At 65.9% G+C, this 21,380-nt stretch carries 20 protein-coding genes; 6 read left to right on the plus strand and 14 right to left on the minus strand.

Annotation, left to right across the window (positions count from 1 at the left end; translation table 11 throughout):
* Positions 1-7: 7 nt before the first annotated feature.
* From AC6I6U_RS21950 to AC6I6U_RS21965, 4 genes are read right to left on the minus strand one after another with little or no spacing between them, the layout of a single operon-like run.
* Entirely contained in the window at positions 8-826 is an 819-nt protein-coding gene (locus AC6I6U_RS21950; RefSeq protein ID WP_497878122.1) for an amino acid ABC transporter ATP-binding protein, read from the minus strand.
* On the minus strand, positions 813-1,496 hold the full coding sequence (locus AC6I6U_RS21955) for an amino acid ABC transporter permease (protein WP_497878123.1): 684 nt from the start codon (positions 1,494-1,496) through the stop codon (positions 813-815). The genes AC6I6U_RS21950 and AC6I6U_RS21955 overlap by 14 nt, the downstream gene beginning before the upstream one ends.
* The gene (locus AC6I6U_RS21960) at positions 1,486-2,208 is read right to left on the minus strand and encodes an amino acid ABC transporter permease (protein WP_497878124.1); all 723 of its coding nucleotides are present in this window, start codon (positions 2,206-2,208) and stop codon (positions 1,486-1,488) included. The genes AC6I6U_RS21955 and AC6I6U_RS21960 overlap by 11 nt, the downstream gene beginning before the upstream one ends.
* On the minus strand, positions 2,208-3,041 hold the full coding sequence (locus AC6I6U_RS21965) for a transporter substrate-binding domain-containing protein (RefSeq protein WP_497878125.1): 834 nt from the start codon (positions 3,039-3,041) through the stop codon (positions 2,208-2,210). Before AC6I6U_RS21965 ends, AC6I6U_RS21960 begins: the two co-directional genes overlap by 1 nt.
* A gap of 244 nt (positions 3,042-3,285) precedes the next feature.
* Here AC6I6U_RS21965 and AC6I6U_RS21970 point away from each other — a divergent pair, with 244 nt between their 5' ends.
* Complete coding sequence (locus AC6I6U_RS21970; protein ID WP_497878126.1) at positions 3,286-4,143, plus strand: LysR substrate-binding domain-containing protein; 858 nt, start codon at positions 3,286-3,288, stop codon at positions 4,141-4,143.
* A gap of 33 nt (positions 4,144-4,176) precedes the next feature.
* Here AC6I6U_RS21970 and AC6I6U_RS21975 read toward each other — a convergent pair whose 3' ends face one another.
* Both AC6I6U_RS21975 and AC6I6U_RS21980 read right to left on the minus strand, forming a co-directional pair.
* Positions 4,177-5,475 (minus strand): ATP-binding protein, encoded by a 1,299-nt coding sequence (locus tag AC6I6U_RS21975; protein WP_497878127.1) that lies wholly within the window; start codon positions 5,473-5,475, stop codon positions 4,177-4,179.
* A gap of 4 nt (positions 5,476-5,479) precedes the next feature.
* The gene (locus AC6I6U_RS21980) at positions 5,480-6,181 is read right to left on the minus strand and encodes a response regulator transcription factor (RefSeq protein ID WP_497878128.1); all 702 of its coding nucleotides are present in this window, start codon (positions 6,179-6,181) and stop codon (positions 5,480-5,482) included.
* Between the two features lie 154 nt (positions 6,182-6,335).
* Between AC6I6U_RS21980 and AC6I6U_RS21985 the strand changes: the two genes are divergently transcribed.
* A complete protein-coding gene (locus AC6I6U_RS21985) occupies positions 6,336-7,493 on the plus strand; it encodes an efflux RND transporter periplasmic adaptor subunit (protein ID WP_497878129.1) in 1,158 nt (385 codons plus the stop codon).
* Positions 7,494-7,495: 2 nt separating this feature from the next.
* Positions 7,496-10,588 carry a multidrug efflux RND transporter permease subunit gene (locus AC6I6U_RS21990; protein ID WP_497878130.1) on the plus strand — a complete coding sequence of 1,031 codons (3,093 nt, stop codon included), beginning with the start codon at positions 7,496-7,498 and terminating at the stop codon, positions 10,586-10,588.
* A 146-nt stretch (positions 10,589-10,734) separates the two neighbouring features.
* Here the strand turns inward: AC6I6U_RS21990 and gspF are convergent, their stop codons facing one another.
* From gspF to gspG, 7 genes are all read right to left on the minus strand, one after another.
* The gene (gene gspF / locus AC6I6U_RS21995) at positions 10,735-11,946 is read right to left on the minus strand and encodes a type II secretion system inner membrane protein GspF (protein ID WP_497878131.1); all 1,212 of its coding nucleotides are present in this window, start codon (positions 11,944-11,946) and stop codon (positions 10,735-10,737) included.
* The gene (gspE, locus tag AC6I6U_RS22000) at positions 11,946-13,352 is read right to left on the minus strand and encodes a type II secretion system ATPase GspE (RefSeq protein ID WP_497878132.1); all 1,407 of its coding nucleotides are present in this window, start codon (positions 13,350-13,352) and stop codon (positions 11,946-11,948) included. The genes gspF and gspE overlap by 1 nt, the downstream gene beginning before the upstream one ends.
* Positions 13,353-13,623: 271 nt before the next feature.
* Positions 13,624-16,023, minus strand: a complete 2,400-nt coding sequence (gspD, locus tag AC6I6U_RS22005; protein ID WP_497878133.1) for a type II secretion system secretin GspD — start codon at positions 16,021-16,023, stop codon at positions 13,624-13,626.
* The gene (locus AC6I6U_RS22010; RefSeq protein WP_497878134.1) at positions 16,020-16,562 is read right to left on the minus strand and encodes a type II secretion system protein M; all 543 of its coding nucleotides are present in this window, start codon (positions 16,560-16,562) and stop codon (positions 16,020-16,022) included. The genes gspD and AC6I6U_RS22010 overlap by 4 nt, the downstream gene beginning before the upstream one ends.
* Positions 16,555-17,715, minus strand: coding sequence for a type II secretion system protein GspL (gspL, locus tag AC6I6U_RS22015; RefSeq protein WP_497878135.1), 1,161 nt, complete (start codon positions 17,713-17,715; stop codon positions 16,555-16,557). The genes AC6I6U_RS22010 and gspL overlap by 8 nt, the downstream gene beginning before the upstream one ends.
* A complete protein-coding gene (gspK, locus tag AC6I6U_RS22020; protein WP_497878136.1) occupies positions 17,712-18,671 on the minus strand; it encodes a type II secretion system minor pseudopilin GspK in 960 nt (319 codons plus the stop codon). Before gspK ends, gspL begins: the two co-directional genes overlap by 4 nt.
* An 8-nt stretch (positions 18,672-18,679) precedes the next feature.
* Positions 18,680-19,129, minus strand: coding sequence for a type II secretion system major pseudopilin GspG (gene gspG / locus AC6I6U_RS22025; RefSeq protein WP_497878137.1), 450 nt, complete (start codon positions 19,127-19,129; stop codon positions 18,680-18,682).
* A 146-nt stretch (positions 19,130-19,275) separates the two neighbouring features.
* Here gspG and gspI point away from each other — a divergent pair, with 146 nt between their 5' ends.
* Positions 19,276-19,689 carry a type II secretion system minor pseudopilin GspI gene (gene gspI / locus AC6I6U_RS22030; protein ID WP_497878138.1) on the plus strand — a complete coding sequence of 138 codons (414 nt, stop codon included), beginning with the start codon at positions 19,276-19,278 and terminating at the stop codon, positions 19,687-19,689.
* Here gspI and AC6I6U_RS22035 read toward each other — a convergent pair.
* The gene (locus AC6I6U_RS22035; protein ID WP_497878139.1) at positions 19,649-20,080 is read right to left on the minus strand and encodes a type II secretion system protein N; all 432 of its coding nucleotides are present in this window, start codon (positions 20,078-20,080) and stop codon (positions 19,649-19,651) included. The two genes, gspI and AC6I6U_RS22035, sit on opposite strands and share 41 nt — an antisense overlap.
* 164 nt (positions 20,081-20,244) lie before the next feature.
* On the opposite strand from AC6I6U_RS22035, the gene gspH reads away from it, so the two are divergent.
* Positions 20,245-20,700 carry a type II secretion system minor pseudopilin GspH gene (gspH, locus tag AC6I6U_RS22040; protein ID WP_497878140.1) on the plus strand — a complete coding sequence of 152 codons (456 nt, stop codon included), beginning with the start codon at positions 20,245-20,247 and terminating at the stop codon, positions 20,698-20,700.
* Entirely contained in the window at positions 20,697-21,305 is a 609-nt protein-coding gene (locus tag AC6I6U_RS22045; protein ID WP_497878141.1) for a type II secretion system protein GspJ, read from the plus strand. The genes gspH and AC6I6U_RS22045 overlap by 4 nt, the downstream gene beginning before the upstream one ends.
* Positions 21,306-21,380 lie beyond the last annotated feature (75 nt).

Below are 21,380 nucleotides of genomic sequence, written 5' to 3' on the forward strand. Positions count from 1 at the left end.
ATCACGGTTAGACGGACAGGCTGAAGGGGCTGATATTGGTCAGGCGGAACGGGTCGGCCGGCGGCGCGCGACGGTTGTCGCCGAGGGCATGCCGAAGGAACTCGCGGGTGCGCTCGCTGTGCGGGTCCTGGAAGATCTGCTGGGCGCTGCCGGACTCGACGATCCGACCGTTCTCGGTGAAATACACCCGGTCGCTGATTTCCTCGGCGAAGCGCATCTCGTGGGTCACGAGTACGCAGGTCATGCCCTCCTCGGTCAGTTCGCGGATCACCGTCAGTACTTCGCCGACGGTTTCCGGGTCAAGGGCCGAGGTCACTTCGTCGAACAGGATCAGTTCCGGGCGCATCGCCAGGGTCCGGGCAATCGCCACCCGCTGTTGCTGGCCACCGGAGAGCTGGCCGGGATAGGCCGTGGCCTTGTGTTCCATGCGCACCTTGGCCAGCAGTTGCCGGGCCTGCTGTTCGGCCTCGGCGCGGCTGCGGCCAAGCACCTTGCACGGGGCGATCAACAGGTTTTCCAGCACCGACAGGTGCGGGAACAGGTTGTATTGCTGAAAGACGAAACCGACCCGCTTGCGCAACTCGATCAGCTCGGCCTCGCGTTGCAGCCGGTGCACATCGGTGTCGCCCACCCGGATACTGCCACGCTGGGGTTTGAGTAGACCGGTGATGCAACGCAGGATCGTCGATTTGCCCGAGCCCGACGGACCAATGATCGACACCGCCTGGCCACGCAGCACGTCGAGGTCGATGCCCTTGAGGACCGGGTTGGCGCCGAACGACAGGTGCAGGTCGCGCAGGCTGACCAGGGTTTCAGTAGAAGGCATAACGGCGCTCCAGGCGTTGGGTCAGGCGGGAAATCGGGTAGCAATAGGCAAAGAACAACGCCAGCACGCTGAAGTAGATCAGCACGGTGAACGCGGTACGGTTGACGGTGTTGCTGGCGATCTGCGCGGTATCGATCAGGTCGTGCACGCCCACCAGCGAGGCCAGTGCGGTGCCCATGGTGACCACCGCGTAGAGGTTCATCCACGGCGGCAGCATGCGCTTGAAACACTGCGGCAGGATGATCGAGCGGAACAGTTGGCCGCGGCTGAAGGCCAGGGAGCGCGCCGCCTCCCACTGGGTGGACGGAATCGAGCCGATGGCGCCGCGAAAGATCTCGGCGACGTTGGCGCTGGCCGGCAGCGCCAGGCCGAGGGTGACCTTCACCCAGTCGGGGAACGGCAGGTAGTAACCGCCCAGGTGGATCTCGAACGGAAACACGTAAGTGGTGAAGTAGATCAGCACCAGCCACGGCGCATTGCGAAACAGTTGTACCCACAGCCTGGCAGGCAGGCGCAACAGTCGCAGCGGCGACAGGCCAAGGGCGCCGATCAGCAGGCCAAGCAGCGAACCGAGGGCGATCGCCAGCAGGCTGATCAGGATGTTCTGGCCGAAGCCGGAGATCAGCGCCGGGGTCCAGCGCAGCAGCGATTCCGCCGTTTCAATGGCCATAGCCGGGCATCCTCAGGCGCGCTTCGAGGTAGCGGCCGACACAGTTGACGATAAAGCTCAGCAGGCCGAAGAAGCCGAGGATCAGGATCATCAGTTCCAGTACGTTGTCGCTCTGGGTCCAGATCATGATCGAGGCGTAGGTGATATCGCCGACGGCGATGGCCGAGGCCACGGAGGTCATCTTCACCAGATCGATCAGGTTGTTGACCAGGGCCGGCAAGGCGAAGCGCAGGGCCAGCGGCAACTGCACATTCCACAACAGTTGGCGACGGCTGAAGGCCAGGGAGCTGGCGGCTTCGAGGGTCACCGCCGGCACCGCCTCGATCCCGGCGCGCAGGGCTTCGGCGTGGAAGGCGCCCTTGTGCAGGGAGATCACGATAACCACCCAGGCGAACGGCGTCAGCGGGTTGGCCGCGCCCACGGCCTGGGTCAGCAGCATGTTCAGCACCAGGAAGGCGCAATACAGCTGGACCAGGGTCGGCGTGTTGCGGGTCACTTCGACGAAAATCCGCGCCGGGCGGACCAGCCACTTGTTGCCACTGGTGAGCATGGCGGCCAGGACGAAACCGGCCAGCAGGCTGCCGACGATGGTCAGGCCGCACAGCAGCAAGGTGGTCCAGGCGCCGTCGACCAGGCTACCGCGCTGGTAGGCGTCGAGCAGGAAGCGGTAGTCGAGGCCCAGGGTGGCGGCCCAGTGGACGAGAGTTTCCATCAGCCCTTGAACTTCTCATGCAACTCCACCAAGGCCGGCGACGCCGGGGCGATGTGGTTGCGGGTCTCGGCCTCGATCAGCCAGCCGCTGCGGTGCAATCCTTGCACCACGGTGTCCAGGCACTTCTGGGTGTCGGTCTCGCCGGTGCGGGTCCAGATCACCGACGGTGCAGGATTCAGGTCCGGGGTCAGCGCACGGTAGTCCTTCCACTCCGGATTGCTCGCCAGCAGCGGGTTGATCAGCGTCGAGTCGTGCACCGCCGCCACGCAGTTGTTGCCGCGCAGGGCCAACAGCGATTCCGACGAGCTCTTGAACGCCTTGATGTCGGCGCCCAACTCACTCAGCGGCTTGACGTAGCTGCTGCCCTGGGAGGTGCACACCGGCTGGCCCTTGAGGTCCTCCCAGCGGGTGATCTTGCTGTCCTTGGCCAGCGCCGCGGTGCCGCCGATCCTGTAGAACGGCGTCGGCACGTGTCCGAGAATGCCGTCGCGCTCCTGGGTCCACTCCATGTTGGCGATCAGCAGGTCGACCTTGCCCTGCTGAAGGAACTGCACGCGGTTGGCCGGCAGCACCGGGACCAGCTCAACCGCCACGCCGAGGTCCTTGCCGAGGGCGTTCGCCAGGTCGACGTTAAGCCCCTTGGGGTCCTGGGTCGCCGGGTCGATCGAGCCGAACGGCCCGCCGGACAGCACCACGCCAACCACCAGCTTGTGCCGCTGCTGGATCTTGTCGAGGGTCGCGTCGGCCTGGGCGGCAGCGCTCGCACCGAAGGCCAGCAAGGCCCCGAGCACGGTGGGCAGGAAGCGTTGGATCGGGGGGCGCGTGAACTGCATGGATGTCTCCTCGGTGGCAGTCGGCGTTTCCCGACCTGATTTGCCCCGCATGCTAGGGAGCGCGCCCCCGGAACGGAAATTCAAATATCTAATATTGTTATAACTTTCTGGTTATTAATTTTCTGAAAAAATGGAATAACCCCTGTTTTCGGGGAAATTTCAGGTCGCGGATATTTTCAGCTGGCCATACACATAACAATACGTAATCTATTGCGGGTCGCCCTTGATATGAATGCGAGTCGCCATGCCCTCTTCCCTGCTCGATCTGGAACTGCTGCGCACCTTCGTCGCGGTGGTCGATCACCACAGCTTTGCCGAAGCCGGCCAGCATCTGGCCCGTACCCAGTCCTCGGTGACCCAGCAGATGCAGCGCCTGGAGCATCAGGTGGGGGTCAGCCTGTTCCAGAAACAGGGTCGGCACAAACAGCTCACCGAGCCGGGCCGGCAACTGCTGCGCCATGCCCGGCAGATGCTGTCGCTCAACGATGAAGTGCTCAATTCGTTGCAGGAAAGCCACCTCAGTGGCGTGCTGCGGATCGGTTCGCCCCATGACATCGCCGACACCATCCTGCCGCCGATCCTCAGCCACATCGCCCGCTCGGCACCGCGCCTGCGCCTGGAGATCGATGTCGGCCGCAGCCCCTACCTGATGGACGACCTGCACCGGGGCAAGATCGACATGGTCATCTCCACCCGCGAGGATTCGCGACTGCAAGGCTTTGCCTTGCGCACCTCACCGGTCTGGTGGATCTGCTCGGCGCAGTACATCCACGTGCCCAGCGAACCACTGCCGTTGATCCTGGTGGAAGAGCCGAGCATCTATCGGCGCTATGCCATGGAAGCGCTGGAGCGCGAGGGTATCGCCTGGCGCCAGGCGTACCTGGCGTCCAACCTGATCGGCATCAAGGCGGCGATCCGGGCTGGCCTCGGGGTAACGCCGCGCAGCATGGAACTGCTGGGGCCGGACATGCGGGTACTGGGAGAGAATGATGGGTTGCCGCGCTTGCCGGACGTGACGTACCACCTGTGGATCCGGCCGAACACGGTCAACCCGCTGGTGCGCCGGGCCTATGACCTGATTCGGGCGAGCCAGGGGCACTGAGACCTGGCTTGCTGGCGAATCGGCGACACGGTCTCAAGCCGCAGGCAGCCACACCCGGAACCGCGCCCCGCCCAATGGCGACTGTTCCACCGTCAGCGTCCCGCCCTGCGCCGCCGCCGCCCGCCGGCTGATCGCCAGCCCGAGGCCAAAGCCGCCGGTGGCACGGTCCCGGCTGCGATCCAGGCGGTAGAACGGCTCGAAGACCCGTTCCCGTTCCTGCTCGGGAATGCCGATGCCGTCGTCATCCACCCACAGTTCACAGCCCTCGGCCGTCGCGCGAATCCCCACCTGGATCCGCCGCTCGCAATAGCGCATGGCATTGCGCAGCAGGTTCTGCACCGCCCGCGCCGTCAGCCGCGGGTCGAGGGCGAAGTGTTCCTGGCCCCCTTGCATCAGCACGTCGAGCACGATATCCGGCGTCTCCAGCTCCTCATCGAAACTGCCGAGGATACTGTCGACGAACTCATGCAACGGCACCAGCACCCGTTCCGGCGTGCGTCCGGGATTCTGCAGACGACTGTAGGACAACAGTTCCAGCACCAACTCGTCCAATTCGCGAATATGCCCGACCAGGCCTTGCAGGCGCTCGCGCGACGCCGTCGGCAAATCCTCGGACAGCGCCAGGGCCAGGCCGAAGTCCAGTCGGGTCAAGGGTGTGCGCAGTTCGTGGGAAACAGCGTTGAGCAGGTCGCGTTGCTGGTTGAGCAGGCATTCGATATCGCTGGCCATGGTGTCGAACACCAGCGCCAATTCACCGATGTTCGAACGTGGCGAAATATGCGTGCGTTCGCTCAGTTGTCCCTGGCCGATATGCCTGGCGGTCTGTTTCAGACGTTCCAGGTCGCGCCAATGGGGGCGCAGCCAGAGCAGCAGGCAGCCCAGCAGCGCGGCGCCGACCAGCACGTTCATGCTCCAGTACAGCAACCGCACGTCCAGCGGGTCTGGCGGCACCTCCACCTGCACCGCCAACTGCCCGTCGAGCGGCGACGCCACCAGGTCCGGCGCCCCCCAGTCGCCGATGCGCACGGCATTTTCGCCGCGCCGCAGGCGCTTCTGTTCCGGCTCGCTGAAACTGATGTCGTCGATGCGGATCAAGGACACCCGCAACGGCTCGAAACTCTTGTCCAGATCAGTCGCCACCGCCGGCCAATGTTCCTTCGGCACCGCCTTGAACTGCTTGACCAGCAGGTCCTGCATGCCGCGCGCCTGGTCGATGTTGTAATCCATGAAGCGCTCGTGAAACACCCCGACCACCAGGTCGGGGACCAGGTAGATCGCAGCGCTGAAGGTGACGATGGTCATCAGGTACAGCCGGATGAGGATCTTCAGCATCGACTCAGTATTCCCATTCGGAACGGCTGAACAGGTAGCCCTTGCCCCACACGGTCTTGATCTTGCGGGCTTCGCCGGCGTGATCGTCGAACTTGCGCCGCAGCTTGGAGATCGCCACGTCCACCGAGCGGTCGGTGCCGTTGAACTCGATGCCGCGCAGGCGCTGGAGAATCTGGTCGCGGCTGAGTACTTCGCCGGCATGCCGCGCCAGGACCACCAACAGGTTGTACTCGCCACTGGACAGCTCCACCGGCTGGTCGCGCCAGGTCACGGTGCGCTCGGAAAGGTCGATGCACAGGTTGCCCATGAGAATCTGGTCGCTGGCCACCTGCGGTTCGCTGAGGCTGCTGCGACGTAACAGGGTCCGCACCCGTGCCAGCAACACCCGTGGTTCGCAAGGCTTGGTGACGTAGTCGTCGGCTCCCATCTCCAGGCCCAGCACCTGGTCGTGACTGTCGTCACGGGCGGTGAGCATCAGGATCGGCAGGCTCGCCGAATCGGCCCGTAGCAGGCGGCACACCTGCAGGCCATCGAGGCCCGGCAGCATCAGGTCGAGAATCACCAGGTCCGGCGAGCTCTGCCGGGCGTACTCCCGCACCTGGTCGCCACGGGCCAGCACATTGACCTGATAGCCATTGCGCTCCAGGTAACTGGCAATCAGTTCGGAAAGTGCGGTGTCGTCTTCGACCAGGAGAATCGTCGGCATAAATAATTACGAAATGAAGGAAAAGATGAAGGATATACGCCCTTACGCGCGGGCGAGCATATGCTTCACACTTTTTCACCAACCTCCTACATTGCTTCACAGCGCCACTTGACGGCCGCCCGTAGCATGCACGGGTCATCATTGGGACTTGATTATGTTGAAGAAGCTGTTTGCCCCGCTTTGCCTGTCGGCGCTGGCCCTGGCGCTGACCGCCTGCGACCAGTCTGCCGCCGAGCCGGAGGCCATGCCTGCGCCCAAGGTCCGGGTCGAGACCATCCACACCCAACCCTTGTCGATCAGCAGCGAGCTGAGCGGTCGTATCGCCGCCCCGCGGATCGCCGAGGTACGCGCACGGGTCGCCGGCGTGGTGCTCAAGCGCCTGTTCCAGGAAGGCAGCGACGTCAAGCAGGGCGACGTGCTGTTCCTGATCGACCCGGCGCCGTTCAAGGCCGATCTCGACAGCGCTGTGGCAGCACTGCAGAAAGCCGAGGCCAACGCCTTCCAGACCCGGCTGCAGCACCAGCGCTACCGCGAACTGGTGGAAAGCAATGCCATCAGCCGCCAGGACTACGACAATGCCCAGGCCGCCGCGCGCCAGAGCGCTGCCGACGTGGCCGCCAACAAGGCTGCCGTGCAGCGGGCCAAGCTGAACCTCGGCTACGCCACCGTCACCGCGCCGATCTCAGGGCGCATCGGCCGCGCGCTGGTCACCGAAGGCGCGCTGGTCGGCCAGAACGAGACCACCGCCCTGGCGCTGATCCAGCAACTGAACCCGATCCACGCCGACCTGACCCAGTCGACCCGCGAACTGAACGACCTGCGCCGGGCCTTCCGTGCCGGCCAGTTGCAGCAGGTCGGGCAGAACCAGGCCAAGGCCACGCTGGTGCAGGACGACGGCAGCGCCTACCCGCTGCCGGGCAAGCTGCTGTTCACCGACATCAGCGTCGACCCGAGTACCGGCCAGGTGATCCTGCGCAGCGAATTCCCCAATCCGGAACTCGACCTGCTGCCGGGCAGCTTCGTGCGCGTGCGCGTCGAGCAGGCCGTCAACCGGGAAGGCATCAGCATCCCGCAGCGGGCGATCCAGCGCGACAGCGCCGGCGTGCCCCAGGTGTTGCTGGTGGATGCGCAGATGAAGGCCAGCCTACAGCCGGTAAGCCTTGGCGCGGCGCAGAACGACCGCTGGATCGTCAACGCCGGCCTCAAGCCCGGCGACCGGATCATCGTCGAAGGCGTGCAGCACGCGCGCCCTGGCGAGCCAGTGGAGATCGATGACAGCCCCCTTTCCCTCGCCCAGTCCAAAGGACAGTGAGCATGCCGCAATTCTTTATCGACCGGCCGATCTTCGCCTGGGTGGTCGCCCTGTTCATCCTGCTGGCCGGCATCCTTGCCATCCCGCAACTGCCGGTGGCGCAATACCCCAACGTCGCGCCGCCGAAGGTGGAAATCGTCGCGACCTACCCTGGCGCCTCCGCCCAGACCCTGGACGAAAGCGTGGTCAGCCTGATCGAGCAGGAGCTCAACGGCGCCGACCACCTGCTGTATTTCGAGTCCCAGAGCAGCCTCGGCACCGCCACCATCACCGCGACCTTCCAGCCCGGCACCAACCCGGAGCTGGCCCAGGTCGACGTGCAGAACCGCCTCAAGGCGGTCGAGCCGCGCCTACCCGCCGCCGTCACCCAGCAGGGCCTGCAGGTCGAGAAGGTGTCAGCCGGCTTCCTGCTGCTGGCGACCCTCACCTCCAGTGACGGCAAGTACGACGACACCGCGCTCAGCGACTACCTGGCGCGCAACGTGATGAACGAGATCAAGCGTCTGGACGGCGTCGGCAAGGCCCAGTTGTATGGCGCCGAACGCGCCCTGCGGATCTGGATCGACCCGCAGAAACTGGTCGGTTTCAACCTCACCACCGCCGACGTCAACGCCGCCGTCGCCGCGCAGAACGCCCAGGTGTCGGCCGGCAGTATCGGCGACCTGCCAGGCCCGTCGACCCAGGAAATCACGGCGGCGGTGCTGGTCAAGGGCCAGCTGTCGACGCCCCAGGAATTCGCCGATATCGTCTTGCGGGCCAACCCGGATGGCTCCACCGTGCGCATCGGCGATGTTGCCCGAGTCGAAATCGGCAGCCAGGAATACCAGTTCTCGACGCGCCTGAACGGCAAGCCGACCACCGCCTTCGCCGTCCAGTTGTCGCCGGGGGCCAACGCCCTCAAGACCGCGACGCTGGTGCGGGCGAAGATGGATGAACTGTCGCGTTACTTCCCGGCCGGCGTGGAATACAAGATCCCCTACGACACCTCGCCGTTCGTCAAGGTATCGATCACCAAGGTGGTCCACACCCTGCTCGAAGCGATGCTGCTGGTGTTCGCGGTGATGTTCCTGTTCCTGCAAAACATCCGCTACACGCTGATTCCGGCGCTGGTGGTGCCGGTGGCGCTGATGGGCACCTTCGCGACCATGCTCGGCCTGGGGTTCTCGATCAACGTGCTGACCATGTTCGGCATGGTCCTGGCGATCGGTATCCTGGTGGACGACGCCATCGTGGTGGTGGAGAACGTCGAACGGATCATGGCCAACGAGGGCCTGCCGCCCAAGGAAGCCACCCGCAAGGCCATGGGCCAGATCGGCGGCGCGATCATCGGCATCACCCTGGTGCTGGTGGCGGTGTTCATCCCGATGGCCTTCATGCCCGGTTCCGTCGGCGTGATCTACCAGCAGTTCTCGTTGTCCATGGCAACCTCGATCCTGTTCTCGGCGTTCCTCGCCCTGACCCTGACCCCGGCGCTGTGCGCCACCCTGCTCAAGCCGATCGCCCAGGGCGAACACCATGCCAAGGGCGGTTTCTTCGGCTGGTTCAACCGCCGTTTCGAGCAGATGAGCGACGGCTACCAGGGCTGGGTGGTCAGTGCACTCAAGCGCAGCGGCCGCTACATGCTGCTGTTCGGCCTGCTGGTGGCGCTGCTCGGGCTGCTGTTCAACCGCCTGCCCGCCTCGTTCCTGCCGGTTGAGGACCAGGGCTACACCATCACCGACATCCAGCTGCCACCGGGTGCGAGCAAGAACCGCACGGTGAAGGTGGTCGAGCAGATCGAGGCCAATAACGCCACGGAAGCGGGGGTCGGCGACACCACGATGATTCTCGGTTTCAGCTTCTCCGGCAGCGGCCAGAACGCCGCATTGGCCTTCACCACCCTCAAGGACTGGTCGGAGCGTGGCGCCGAGGACTCGGCGGCAGCGATTGCCGAGCGGGCGAACATTGCCTTCAGTGAGCTGAAGGATGCAGTGGCCTACGCCATCCTGCCGCCGCCGGTGGATGGCCTTGGCACCTCCAGCGGCTTCGAGTTCCGCCTGCAGGACCGTGGTGGCGTCGGCCACCAGGCGCTGATGCAGGCACGTACCGAGCTGCTGGAAGCCGCGCAGCAGAGCAAGGTGCTGGCGAACGTCCGCGAAAGCGCCCTGGCCGAAGCGCCGCAGGTGCAGCTGGAAGTCGACCGCAAGCAGGCCAACGCCCTGGGGGTGTCGTTCGCCGACATCGGCGGCATCCTCTCCACTGCGGTCGGCTCAGCGTACGTCAACGACTTCCCGAACCAGGGCCGCATGCAGCGCGTGGTGATCCAGGCCGAAGGCGACAAGCGCGCCCAGGTCGAAGATCTGCTGAAAATCCACGTGCGCAACAGCAGCGGCAAGATGGTGCCCTTGTCGGCCTTCGTCCAGGCCCGCTGGACCCAGGGCCCGGCGCAATTGACCCGCTACAACGGCTACCCGGCCATCGCCATCTCCGGCGAATCGGCACCGGGCTACAGCACCGGCCAGTCCATGGAAGAAATGGAGCGGCTGGTGCAGCAACTGCCACGGGGCCTGGGGCTGGAATGGACCGGGCTGTCGTTGCAGGAGCGCCTGTCCGGCTCCCAGGCACCGCTGCTGCTGGCGCTGTCGCTGCTGGTGGTGTTCCTGTGCCTGGCGGCGTTGTACGAGAGCTGGTCGATCCCGACTTCGGTGCTGCTGGTGGTACCGCTGGGGGTACTCGGTGCGGTGCTGGCGGTGACCTTGCGCGGGATGCCCAACGACGTGTTCTTCAAGGTGGGCCTGATCACCATCATCGGCCTGTCGGCGAAAAACGCGATCCTGATCATCGAGTTCGCCAAGAGCCTGTACGACGAGGGGCATGATCTGCTGGAGGCGACGGTGCAGGCCGCGCGGCTGCGGTTGCGGCCGATCATCATGACCTCGCTGGCGTTCATTCTCGGCGTGGTACCGCTGGCAATTGCCACCGGGGCCAGTTCGGCGAGCCAGCAGGCGATCGGGATCGGGGTGATTGGCGGGATGATCACCGCGACGCTGGCGGTGGTGTTCGTGCCGGTGTTCTTCGTGGTGGTGATGAAGCTGGTGCGGCGCAAGGCCTCCTGATCTTTCGCTGGGCTGGAGGGCCTCTTCGCGGCGGTTCGGCGCCCCGACAAGCCCTGCTCCTAGAAGGGTGTGGTGTACACCTATCTTGTGATCTGACACCGAGCTGTAGGAGCAGGGCTTGCCCGCGAAGAGGCCAGCCCCCCCAACTACTGCACCAACTGGTTGATCTCGATGATCGGCAACAACACCGCCATCACGATCACCAGCACCACCCCGCCCATCACCACGATCATCAGCGGTTCGAGCAACGCGGTCATCCCCATCGCCCGCCGCTCGATGTCCAGCGACAGGGTCTGCGCCGCCCGCTCCAGCATCGGTGGTAGCGCGCCGGTCTTCTCACCGCTGGCAATCAGGTGAATCAGCAACGGCGGAAACACCTTCTCCACCTTCAGCGCCGCCGCCAGGTTCACCCCTTCCCTGACCCGCGCCGTCGCCTCGCTCACACTCAGGCTCAAGCGATCGTTCGACACCGTCTGCCGCGCCGCCTCCAGCGCCCGCAGCAACGGCACCCCGGCGCCGCCGAGAATCGCCAGGGTCGAGGCAAACCGCGCGGTATTGAGCCCCAATACAAACCGCCCCACCATCGGCAGGCGCAGGATCCGGCTATGCCAACCCAGCCGCGCCGCCGGCTGGCGCAGGTACAGGCGCCAACCCCAGAACGCCCCCGCCAGCACGGCAAAGCACAATGCCCCCCACTCGCGAATGAAGTCGCTGGCATTGAGCATCACCAACGTCAGCCCCGGCAGGTCCTGGCGCGCTTGGGAAAACGCGCTGACCACCTGCGGCACCACGTAGCTGAGCAGGAAGATCACGATGCCCACCGACACCAGCCCGACCACCGCCGGGTAGATGAACGCCGTGAGCACCTTGCCGCGCAGGTTGTTACGCTCTTCGATGTAGTCGGCCAGCCGCTCCATGACCTGGGCCAGGTCGCCGGATTCCTCGCCGGCGGCGATCAGCGCCCGATAGATCTCGGGAAAGTCCCGCGGCCGCTTGGCCAGTGCCTCGGCCAGGCGCATGCCACTGCGGACATCAGTGCGCACCGCGCTCAAGGCTTGGGCGATGTGCTTGCGTTCGGCCTGCTCGACCGTCGCGCTCAACGCCGCCTCCAATGGCAGGCTGGCGCCGAGCAGGCTGGCCAGTTGCCGGGTGGCCCAGGCCAGGTCGTTATCCGACAGCCGTGGGCTGAACAGCCCGCCGGCCGTCTCGCCGTTGTCGCTGACCTCGGCCTTGAGCGACAGCGCCGTAAGTCCGCGACCGCGCAAGGAGGCCATGGCCGCGCCCTGGCTGTCGGCCTCCAGGTGGCCGGACTCGATCTTGCCCTGGGCATCGGCGGCTTCGAAACGATAGCGATTCATCAGGCATCCCTCGTCACACGCAGGATCTCTTCCGGCGCCGTGGCACCGCTGCGCACCCAGCGCTCACCATCCTCGCGCATGCTCAACATGCCCGCCGCCCGCGCAGCCTGGCGCAGCGCCTGCTCGCCAGCGCCCTGGTGGATCAGGGTGCGCACATCATCGTCGATGCAGAACAGTTCGTGAATGCCGGTTCGGCCGCTGTAGCCGGTGTGGTTGCAGGCGCTGCACCCGACCGGACGCCAGGTGCCCGGCGTGGCCGGATCAGGCTGGCGACAATGCTGGCACAGCCGCCGCACCAGCCGCTGGGCCAGCACGCCGAGCATCGACGAAGCGAGCAGGAACGGCTCCACACCCATGTCGATCAGGCGGTTGACCGCCGACACCGCGTCGTTGGTATGCAGGGTCGCCAGCACCAGGTGACCGGTCAGCGAGGCCTGTACGGCAATCTGCGCGGTTTCCAGGTCGCGGATCTCGCCGATCATGATGATGTCCGGGTCCTGGCGCAGGATCGCCCGCAGGGCCAGGGCGAAGCTCATGTCGATCTTGGCGTTGACCTGGATCTGGCTGATGCCCGGCAGGTCGTATTCCACCGGGTCCTCGACGGTGAGGATGTTGCTGGTACTGGCGTCGAGCCGGGCCAAGGCGGCGTAGAGGCTGGTGGTCTTGCCGCTGCCGGTGGGCCCGGTGACCAGCACGATGCCGTGGGGCTGGCGGATCAGGTGGTCGAGCCGGGCCAGCACGTCGGGGTCCATGCCCAGGGTTTCCAGTTGCAGGCGCCCGGCCTGCTTGTCCAGCAGGCGCATCACCACCCGCTCGCCGTGGCCGGTGGGCACGGTGGAAACGCGAATGTCGATCGGCCGGCCGGCGACCCGCAGGGCGATACGGCCGTCCTGGGGCAGGCGTTTCTCGGCGATGTCCAGTTGCGCCATGATCTTGATCCGCGACACCAGTGCGCCGTGCAGCGCCTTGCGTGGCGAGACCACGTCGCGCAAGGTGCCGTCGACCCGGTAGCGCACCACCGAATGGGTCTCGAACGGCTCGATATGGATATCGCTGGCCTCGTCGCGGGCGGCCTGGGTCAGCAAGGCGTTGATCATGCGGATCACCGGCGCGCCGTCCTGAGTGTCGAGCAGGTCGGTGACTTCCGGGATGTCCTGCATCAGGCGGTCGAGGTCGACCTCGTTTTCCGCCGCACCGACCACCGCCGCAGCGCTGCCGGTGTCGGCATAGGCGGTGGTGAGCAGGCTGTCGAGTTCCTCGTCGCGCACCCGCTCCAGGCGCGCCGGCCCGTATTGGCGGCGCACCTCGCTGATGGCCCAGCCGGGAGTCGAGGGGCAGGCAGTAAGCACACCGTCGGCCAGCACCACCCGCTGGGCCTTGGCCCAGGCGTAAGGTAACGCGCTCATGGTGAAGCCTCCCTCTGTTGATCGACGCGATCACACCCTTGTGGCGAGCGGGCGATAGGATCACACCTCTGTGGCGAGCGGGCTTGCCCGCGCTCGGCTGCAAAGCAGCCGTAAAACCCACCAGCTCGGTACATCGGCAAAATCGGGTAGGCAGGTTTTGGGGCCGCCTGGCGGCCCAGCGCGGGCAAGCCCGCTCGCCACAAGGCAGTGCGGCGGTCCGATAAGCCCGCTCGCCACAAAGTGGGGCTGGCCGTTGCGGTTTGAAGGGCGCTCATGGCTGCTGCCGCTCATTCATCGATACCGGCACCGCGCGGATCGGCGCCCTCGGGGTCTGCGGCACCGGCACTGGCCGGGAACCGGGAATGGCTTCGCTGGCGGCAGGCAGTTGCGGTGCCTGCATGTCCGGCAAGGCCCAGTTGCGCTCCGGCGTCAGGCTGCCCTGGGCACGGCGAATGAAGTCGTAGCGGTTCAGGGTAATCGCCCGCCCGGCCGCACCGTCGCGGATGATGTATGGCCGCAGGAACACCATCAGATTGGTCTTGTTGCTGTCGCGTCGCTCATGACGGAACAAGGCGCCGATTCCAGGGATGCTCGACAGGAACGGCACGCCGTCGTTGCTCTGGCTGTAGCCGTCCTGCAGCAGGCCGCCCATGACCATGATCTGGCCATCGTCGAGCAGGATGCTGGTGTCGATCGCCCGCTTCTTGGTCACGGTACCGGCAGCCGTCGCGGTGGCGCGATCATCGACGCTGCTGACTTCCTGGTACACATCCAGCTTCACCGTACCGCCCTCGGAAATCTGTGGCCGAACGTTGAGCTTGAGCCCGACTTCCTCACGCTGGATGGTCTGGAACGGGTTGCTGCTCGAACTGCTGGCGTTGGTCACATAGCTGCCGCTGACGAAGGGAATGGTCTGGCCGACGAAGATGCTCGCCACTTCGTTGTCCAGGGTCAGCAGGTTCGGCGTCGACAGCACGTTGGAGCCGCCCTTGCTCTTCAGGGCCCGGGCCAGCATCTTCAGGTCCATCACCCGGCCGATGCCGGGGATATCCACCGCGCCGCGTACCACGCCGATGTTCAGTCCCTGGGGCAAGGCATCGATGCTGTTCTTGGCCGTGGTGACGATGCCGGTGTTGCCCAGGTTGGCCCCGGCGAACACGCCACTGCCACCGAGATTGCCGGTCTGCCACTGCACGCCGAACTCATTGGCTTCGTCCTCGCTGACCTCGACGATCAGGCTCTCGATCACCACCTGGGCGCGGCGCTGGTCAAGCTGGTCGATCACCTCGCGCAGGTTGCGGTACAGCGGTTCCGGCGCGGAAATCAGCAAGGTGTTGGTGGTGGCATCGGCCTGGATGGTCACGCCACCGGCGGAAAACGCCACATTCTGCTCGTTGCCCTGCTCCGCGCCACCGGCCTGGCCAGAACCGTTGCGGGCGGCCTGGCCGTAGAGCGAGTTGCTGCCACTGGTGCCGGTCTGGCTGGTGCTGCCGTTGGTCTGGCTGCCGTTCTGGCTGTTCTGGTTGTTGCTGTTGCTACCGCCCCCGCTGAGCATCGCCCGGGTCGAGTCGCCCTGGCCGTCGCTGCTGTCGCTTTCGCCGGTGAGCAGCCCGCGCAGGGCCTGGGCCAGCTTGCCGGCCTGGGCGTTGCGCAGGTACACCACGTGCAGGTTGCTCGGATTGCTCTGGGCGTTGTCGAGTTTGAAGATCAACTCCTTGGCCAGTTGCGTGCGCTCCGGGCTGCTGGCGCGGATGATCACCGAGTTGGAACGCGGGTCGCCGAGCACGCTGATTTTCTGGGTCGGGTCGTTGCCCTGGTTCTCCAGCAACTCCGAAACCATGCTGGCAATATCGCTGGCGATACCGTTCTGGATGCTCACCACGTCGGTATCGATGGCACTCGGGGTGTCGATGCTGGCGATCAGGCTGGCCACCCGTTGCAGGTTCTGCGCGTAGTCGGTGATGACCACAGTGTTGTTGCCCGGATAGGCGTTGATCGGGTTGTTCGGCGAGACGATCGGGCGCAGCACCGGAATCAGGTTGACCGCGTTCTCGTACTGCAGGCGGAAGGTGCGCGTGACCATGCCGTTTTCCGCCGGTTTGTCCGAGCTGTAGACCGGACCACCGAGCAGCTTGGCATCGGCTTCCGGCACCACCTGGGCGACCCCGCCGACATCGACCACGCTGAAGCCCTGCATGCGCAGGGCCGACAACAGCATGTCGTAGGCACGATGGGCCGGGACCTCGCCTTCGGACACCAGGGTCAGGTTGCCCTTGACCCGTGGATCGACCAGGAACTGCCGGCCGGTGGAACGCGACAGCGCGCGGACCACGGCCTGGATATCGGCGTCGACGAAGTTCAACTGCACCGGCTGGTCGCCCAGCGGGTTGCTGGCCGGGATCGCCCTGCCCGTGGTGCTGCCGGCCCGGGTCGATTTGCCGATCGGGTGCAGCACGCGCCGCGGCTGCTCGACCTGGGCCTGGGCTCGCTGCCGGTCCGCCACGACGTCACCGCTCTTGACGGTCGAGCCCAGCGGGCGGCCGAGTTCGCTTTCCACCAGCAAGGGCGCCTGGGGCGCCGTACCGCTGCTGCATGCGGTCAATGCCAGCAGCAACCACGGAGCCGCCGCCTGCCGGCAACGCAATCCATACAAAGAGCCTGACCACTTCATGAAGCTTCCTTAGCGCCAAGCGCCTGATCCATGCGAACGGTTCCCGACAGTCTGCCCGCCGAGCCTTCGGGTTCGGCCGCAGCCGCCCGTTGCAGGCGAGCCTCGACCACATCCAGGGTGAATGAACGGGGCTTGCCCAGCAGCCAATCCACCAGTACGTCGGCTGGTGCCCCCTCGACAGTCAACAGCCAGCCTTCCCCGCTGCCTTGCAACTGGTAGTGCCCACCCAAGCCACTGGCCTCGAGGCTGGCGCGCAGCCCCGCCTCGACATCGTTGCTGGCCGGCCGCGCAAGACCTTGCAGCAGGCCCTCGAGGGTCTGGGCCTGGGTTCTGAGCTTGGAAGTTTCGGCGGCCCAGTAATCGAGCTTCTTCAATGGCGGCTGGATCAGCACCAGCCAGACCAACAACCCCGACACGCCGAGGGCCAGGCCGCCGACCAGGCGTTTTTCCCGCGGAACCAGGCCGCGCCAATACACCTGGGCCTGGGTCGACAGAGCCTGCCAACGGGCCCGATAGCGAACCAGCCTGGGGTTATTCATTTTCCGCCTCCGCCACCGGTTGCATTTGTTCGGCCTGGGCCTTGAGCGTCCAGCCCTCGGCCGCCGCGCTCGCCATCACCCCGGCCTGGGCCAGTTCGGCCTGCCAGGCCCCGGCAGCACCGGGTTTGCGGTTGTCGGGCAGCAGGCTCAGGTGCAATTCACCCTTGTCGAACACCAGGCCCTGCACCCCACCGACCACGAACGGCATCGACAGACCGGCCTGGCGCACCAGCCGGGAGAAATCGCTGTCGCCGACACCGCCAGCCTGGTTCTGGGCCAACTGCTGGCGAGCCTGTTGCAACGGGTTGAGCACCACCGGCAGTGCCGGGAAAGCCTGCTTGACCCGCTGCACCATCCACGTCTTGAGCTGTTGCCCCTGCTCGGCCTCCCGCGCGGCATAGAGATTCAGGCCCACGCCCCAGACCGCCACGGCCAGTGCACAGCAGGCCAGCGCCCGCCCCCACTTGCCGGAGGTGGCGCCCGGCTGGCGCAAGGCAGCGTGCAAACCCCAGCCCGGCGCCTTGCCGGTCCAGCGGCGGTCGGCGGGCAAGGCCTGGACCAGCGGGTTCGCCGCCGGTGGTTCGCCAAGCCAGTGCAGCACCTCGCCGCGCCCCTGCAGTTGAGCCAGGGCCTGGTCGACATCCGGGTGCACCTCGGCCAGGTCCGGCCCGAGGCGAATCAGCAGATGTTCGTCGCGCGCCTCCACCACCGGTTCACCGGCAACCACCGGCAGGCAGTACGCCGCCGGATACAGGCCGCGCAAGCCCAGGCCAGTCTGGCGCAACAACGCGCCCAGGCGTTCGAGTACCTCCCGTGGCAGCCAGGCGATCGGCACCCGGCCCTGGGCATCCCGTGGACCATGGGCGATGTGCATCGACTCGCAGGCACCAAGGATCAGCGCCTGGGCCGCGCAGTCGACCGCCGCACGAATCTTCGCCGGCGGCAGCGCGGGCAGTTCGAGGCTGGCCAGCAGGCTGTCCCGGGGGTGCAGGTAGCACTCCACGGCAATACCCTTGTTGGCCTGCCCCAACTGCTTAAGGCTGGAGCGGCCAGCTTCACCGAGCTGGCCCTGGCGGTCGAGCCGGGCGAATTCCAGTGGGCTGTCCAGCTCCAGCGCGTCCAGCGGTGGCAAGGCAATACGTAAGAGGCTCATACACCCACCCGTGACCAGATCACCTGGGGCATTTCCAGCTCGCTGCGATGCAGCAGCGCGGCCAGGTTGACCCGGCGCCGATCGTTGCGTGCCTGGCCCACCAGCAGGAACCACTCGCTGGTGATGCCGACCTTGATATCGGCGACCACCAACTGCGGCATCCGCAGCCGGTTGACGAAGTCGCCACGATTGATGAACCACTGCCCGGCATCACGCTCGCTGACCAGGCCGCGGGCGCGCTGGGGCGACAAGCCCGGAACCTGGGAAGCCAGCACCTCGGCGGTGGCGGTATTGCCATTGACCCAGGTATTGGCCGGCAGAATGGTCACGTGTGGCGCCAGCCGGGCCAGGGTTTCGTCGTCCACGCCGTCGACACTCCTCAGGTCATCCAGGCTGCGCAACATCGGCCGAGTGGCCGGCAACGGTTTGTCGGCGGCGCCGGGCGAAGTCAGGCGGCCGCTGTCGAAGGTGCCCTGCACCGCCGTGGTGGCCTGGCGCTCGGGGTTCAGCAGGCGGGGGTAGGAACTGATCACCCTCTGGGCAATGCGCTGGGCGACCACCGACTTGACACCGATCATCGCGCACAGCCGGATGAAACCATCCATCTGCTCGGCATCGACACGCTGGTCCTGCACCAGATTGCGCAGGTTGAACTTGCCCTGCTCGTCTTCCAGGCGCCCGTCGAACTGGCCGCCGCGCTCACTGAGGATCGGCTGTGACCACGCCTGGGCCAGGTGGGTCAAGGGGTCGCGCTGGCGTGCTTCCCACAGCAGTTGGCGGCTGAGTTCAAGGCCGCCGCGCAACTGCCAGGAACCCTGGACGCGCAACTGCTCGGCTTCCAGGCTGCGGGTGAACACGGTTTCGCGGCTGAGCATGCCGGCGGCGATCACCGCCACCACGGCGGATATCAGCAGTGCGCTGATGATCGCCATGCCCTCCTGGTTATGGGCTTTCATGATCGCGACTACAGCTGCCAGGAGCCGATATCGGCATTCACCCCGTCACCGTCCGGCTGGCCGTCGGCGCCCAGGGAGAACACGTCGACTTCGCCGTTGGCGCCAGGGTTCAGGTACTGGTAGGGACGGCCCCACGGATCGTTCGGCAGGCGCTCCAGGTAGGAGCGCCAGTTACTGTCCTTGGCATTGGCCGGGCGCTCGACGAGGATCTTCAGACCCTGGTTCTGGCTCGGGTAGCTGCCGTGGTCGAGGCGGTAGAGCTTGAGCGCCTGCATCAGCCCGCCGATGTCCTGCTTGGCCGCAGTCGCCCGCGCCTGGTCAGGCCGGTCGAGGACCTTGGGCACCACCATAGCGGCGAGAATGCCGAGAATGACCACCACCACCATGATCTCGATCAGCGTGAATCCCTGCTGTGCTCGACGAGTTCCGGAACGGGAATTGATGTGCGCGATATCCATCTCGACAGTCCTTGGCTTGATTCGATTCGCGGCGGATTGTTGCAAGAAGATATGTCACCGATATTGAAAATCCTCGGGTGCTTTGGTCAGCAATCGGTCAAACAAGCGCGCTAGTGTCCTGACTCGATTCCCGGCCCGAGACAGCCATGCAGCGCCCTTCCCGCCAACAAGGTTTCACCCTGATCGAAGTGCTGGTGGCACTGGCGATCATCGCCGTCGCGATGTCGGCGGCGGTGCGTGTGGCCGGGTTGATGACCCAGAGCAACGGCATGCTGCGCGACCGTTCGGTGGCCCTGCTGGCCGCCCAGGGCCGGCTGGCCGAGCTGCGCCTGGAAGGCCGGTTGGGTCCGGGACGCAGATCGTTCGAATGCGACCAGGGCCGCCTGGCCCTGCGCTGCGATCAGACCATCGGTCCAGGCGGCAGCCCGCGACTGTTTCGAGTCGAGATACGGGTATTGGACCGCAGCCGCGAAGCACCTCCGCTGGCGCGCCTGGAAACCATCATGAGCCTGCCGCAGGTCAAGGCCGAGTCAGCTGCGGCAGGAACGGCGCTTCGCTGAGCCGGGTCACGGCCAGGTGCAGCTTCTGCGCGCCCTGCTCGACCAGGATGCCGTCGCGTTCGATCGACAGTAGCCTTATCCCCTGCCCCAACCGCTCTCCGGCGAGAAAGCTGCGTGGCGGGCCATCGTTCAGGCTGAGAATCGCCACCGCACCACGCGAACTGGCCATCACCCCGGACACCTTGATATCCAGCCGTGCCGGCTGGTTGGAAAACCACTGCAACGCCGGGTTGTCGCTACGCGCGGCAGCCACCGGCAATTGTGCCTCGGGTACCTGGGACACTGCTGGCGTCAGCAGCAGCGCCGACCAGACCAGCACGCCGGCCAGGGCGGCAAGCAAGGCCGCCGACTGAACAATCTGCACCGGGGAAACGCGCGGGGTCCATTGCATGCTTGAGGCTCCTTTTCTTTCTGTCTGCGCAACAGTGATGAGTGATCGGCGACCGTCCGCTGGGACGCGCCCAACCAGCCTACCTGGCAATTCTCACGTTTTTATTTCACACGCCCATCATCTTTGCCAGGCAGCATGGAGCCAGACCCAAGGAGCCTCGTCGAATGGATGCCCCACGCCCCGCTCAAGCGGGTTTCACCCTGATCGAACTGATGGTGGTGCTGGTGATCGTCGGCATCGCCAGTGCGGCCATCAGCCTGAGCATCAAGCCCGACCCGCTGCAGTTGCTGCGCAAGGATGCCGAGCGCCTGGCCCAGGCCCTGCAGGTGGCCCAGGCCGAAGCCCGGGCCGATGGCCGGCCGATCCTCTGGCTCGGCGACGGCAAGGGCTACACGTTCATCCGCACCGATGGCCAGGGCGGCAAGGAGCAGTTCAACGACGATCCGCAACTGCGGCCGACCCGCTGGCAGAGCACCCCGATGCAGGTACAGCTGGATCGGGGCAAGACCCTGCTGCTCGACGCCGAATGGATCGCCCCGGCGATGCGCCTGTCGCTTTCCGATGGCCAGCACAGTATTGACGTGGTGCGCAGCGCCAACGGCGAGGTACGCGTGCAATGAAGCGCCAGGCCGGCTTTACCCTGATCGAAGTGATGATTGCACTCATGCTCATGGCGGTGGTCAGCATCATTGCCTGGCGCGGGCTGGACAGCGTCAATCGTACCGACGAACACCTCAAGCGCAGCACCGCCCAGACCCACCAGTTGCTGGCAGCGCTGGGCCAACTGGAACGCGACGTGGCCCTGCGTGCCGGGATCGAACTGGTGGAGCCACCCCGCCCGGAGCAGGAGCCGCAGCCATCGGGCGGGCCGGTCGCGTTGAGTGTGCGCAGTGCCGAGGGCAAGGGTTTCCGGCTGGACCTGATTCGTACGTCGCCAGAGCAGGATGGCAGCCTGCAGCGGGTGCGCTGGTGGTTGCAAGGCGGGACGCTGTACCGGGCAGTGGCGGCGGCGCGCACGCAGTTTCCACTGCCGGCGCCGAAGGACGGCGTGGCGGTGCTGGAACAGGTGACTTCGATGGATCTGCGGGTGTGGCAGCCGGGCAAGGGCTGGCGGCGGTTGAGCGGCAACCGCCAGGATAATCCGACGGGATTGGAGATCAGCCTGGTGAGAGATACGCCGCAGGGAGTGGAGCGCTATCGCCAGGTGCTGGGGCCGCTGGAGTGAGGTTGGGCTTGAGGGCGCTTCGCGGATAAAACCGGAGCGCCGGACCGCCGGCTCCCGCAGGGCTTGCGGCGCCTA

The sequence above is a fragment of the Pseudomonas sp. UTLPPB19802 genome (genome assembly GCF_059730225.1).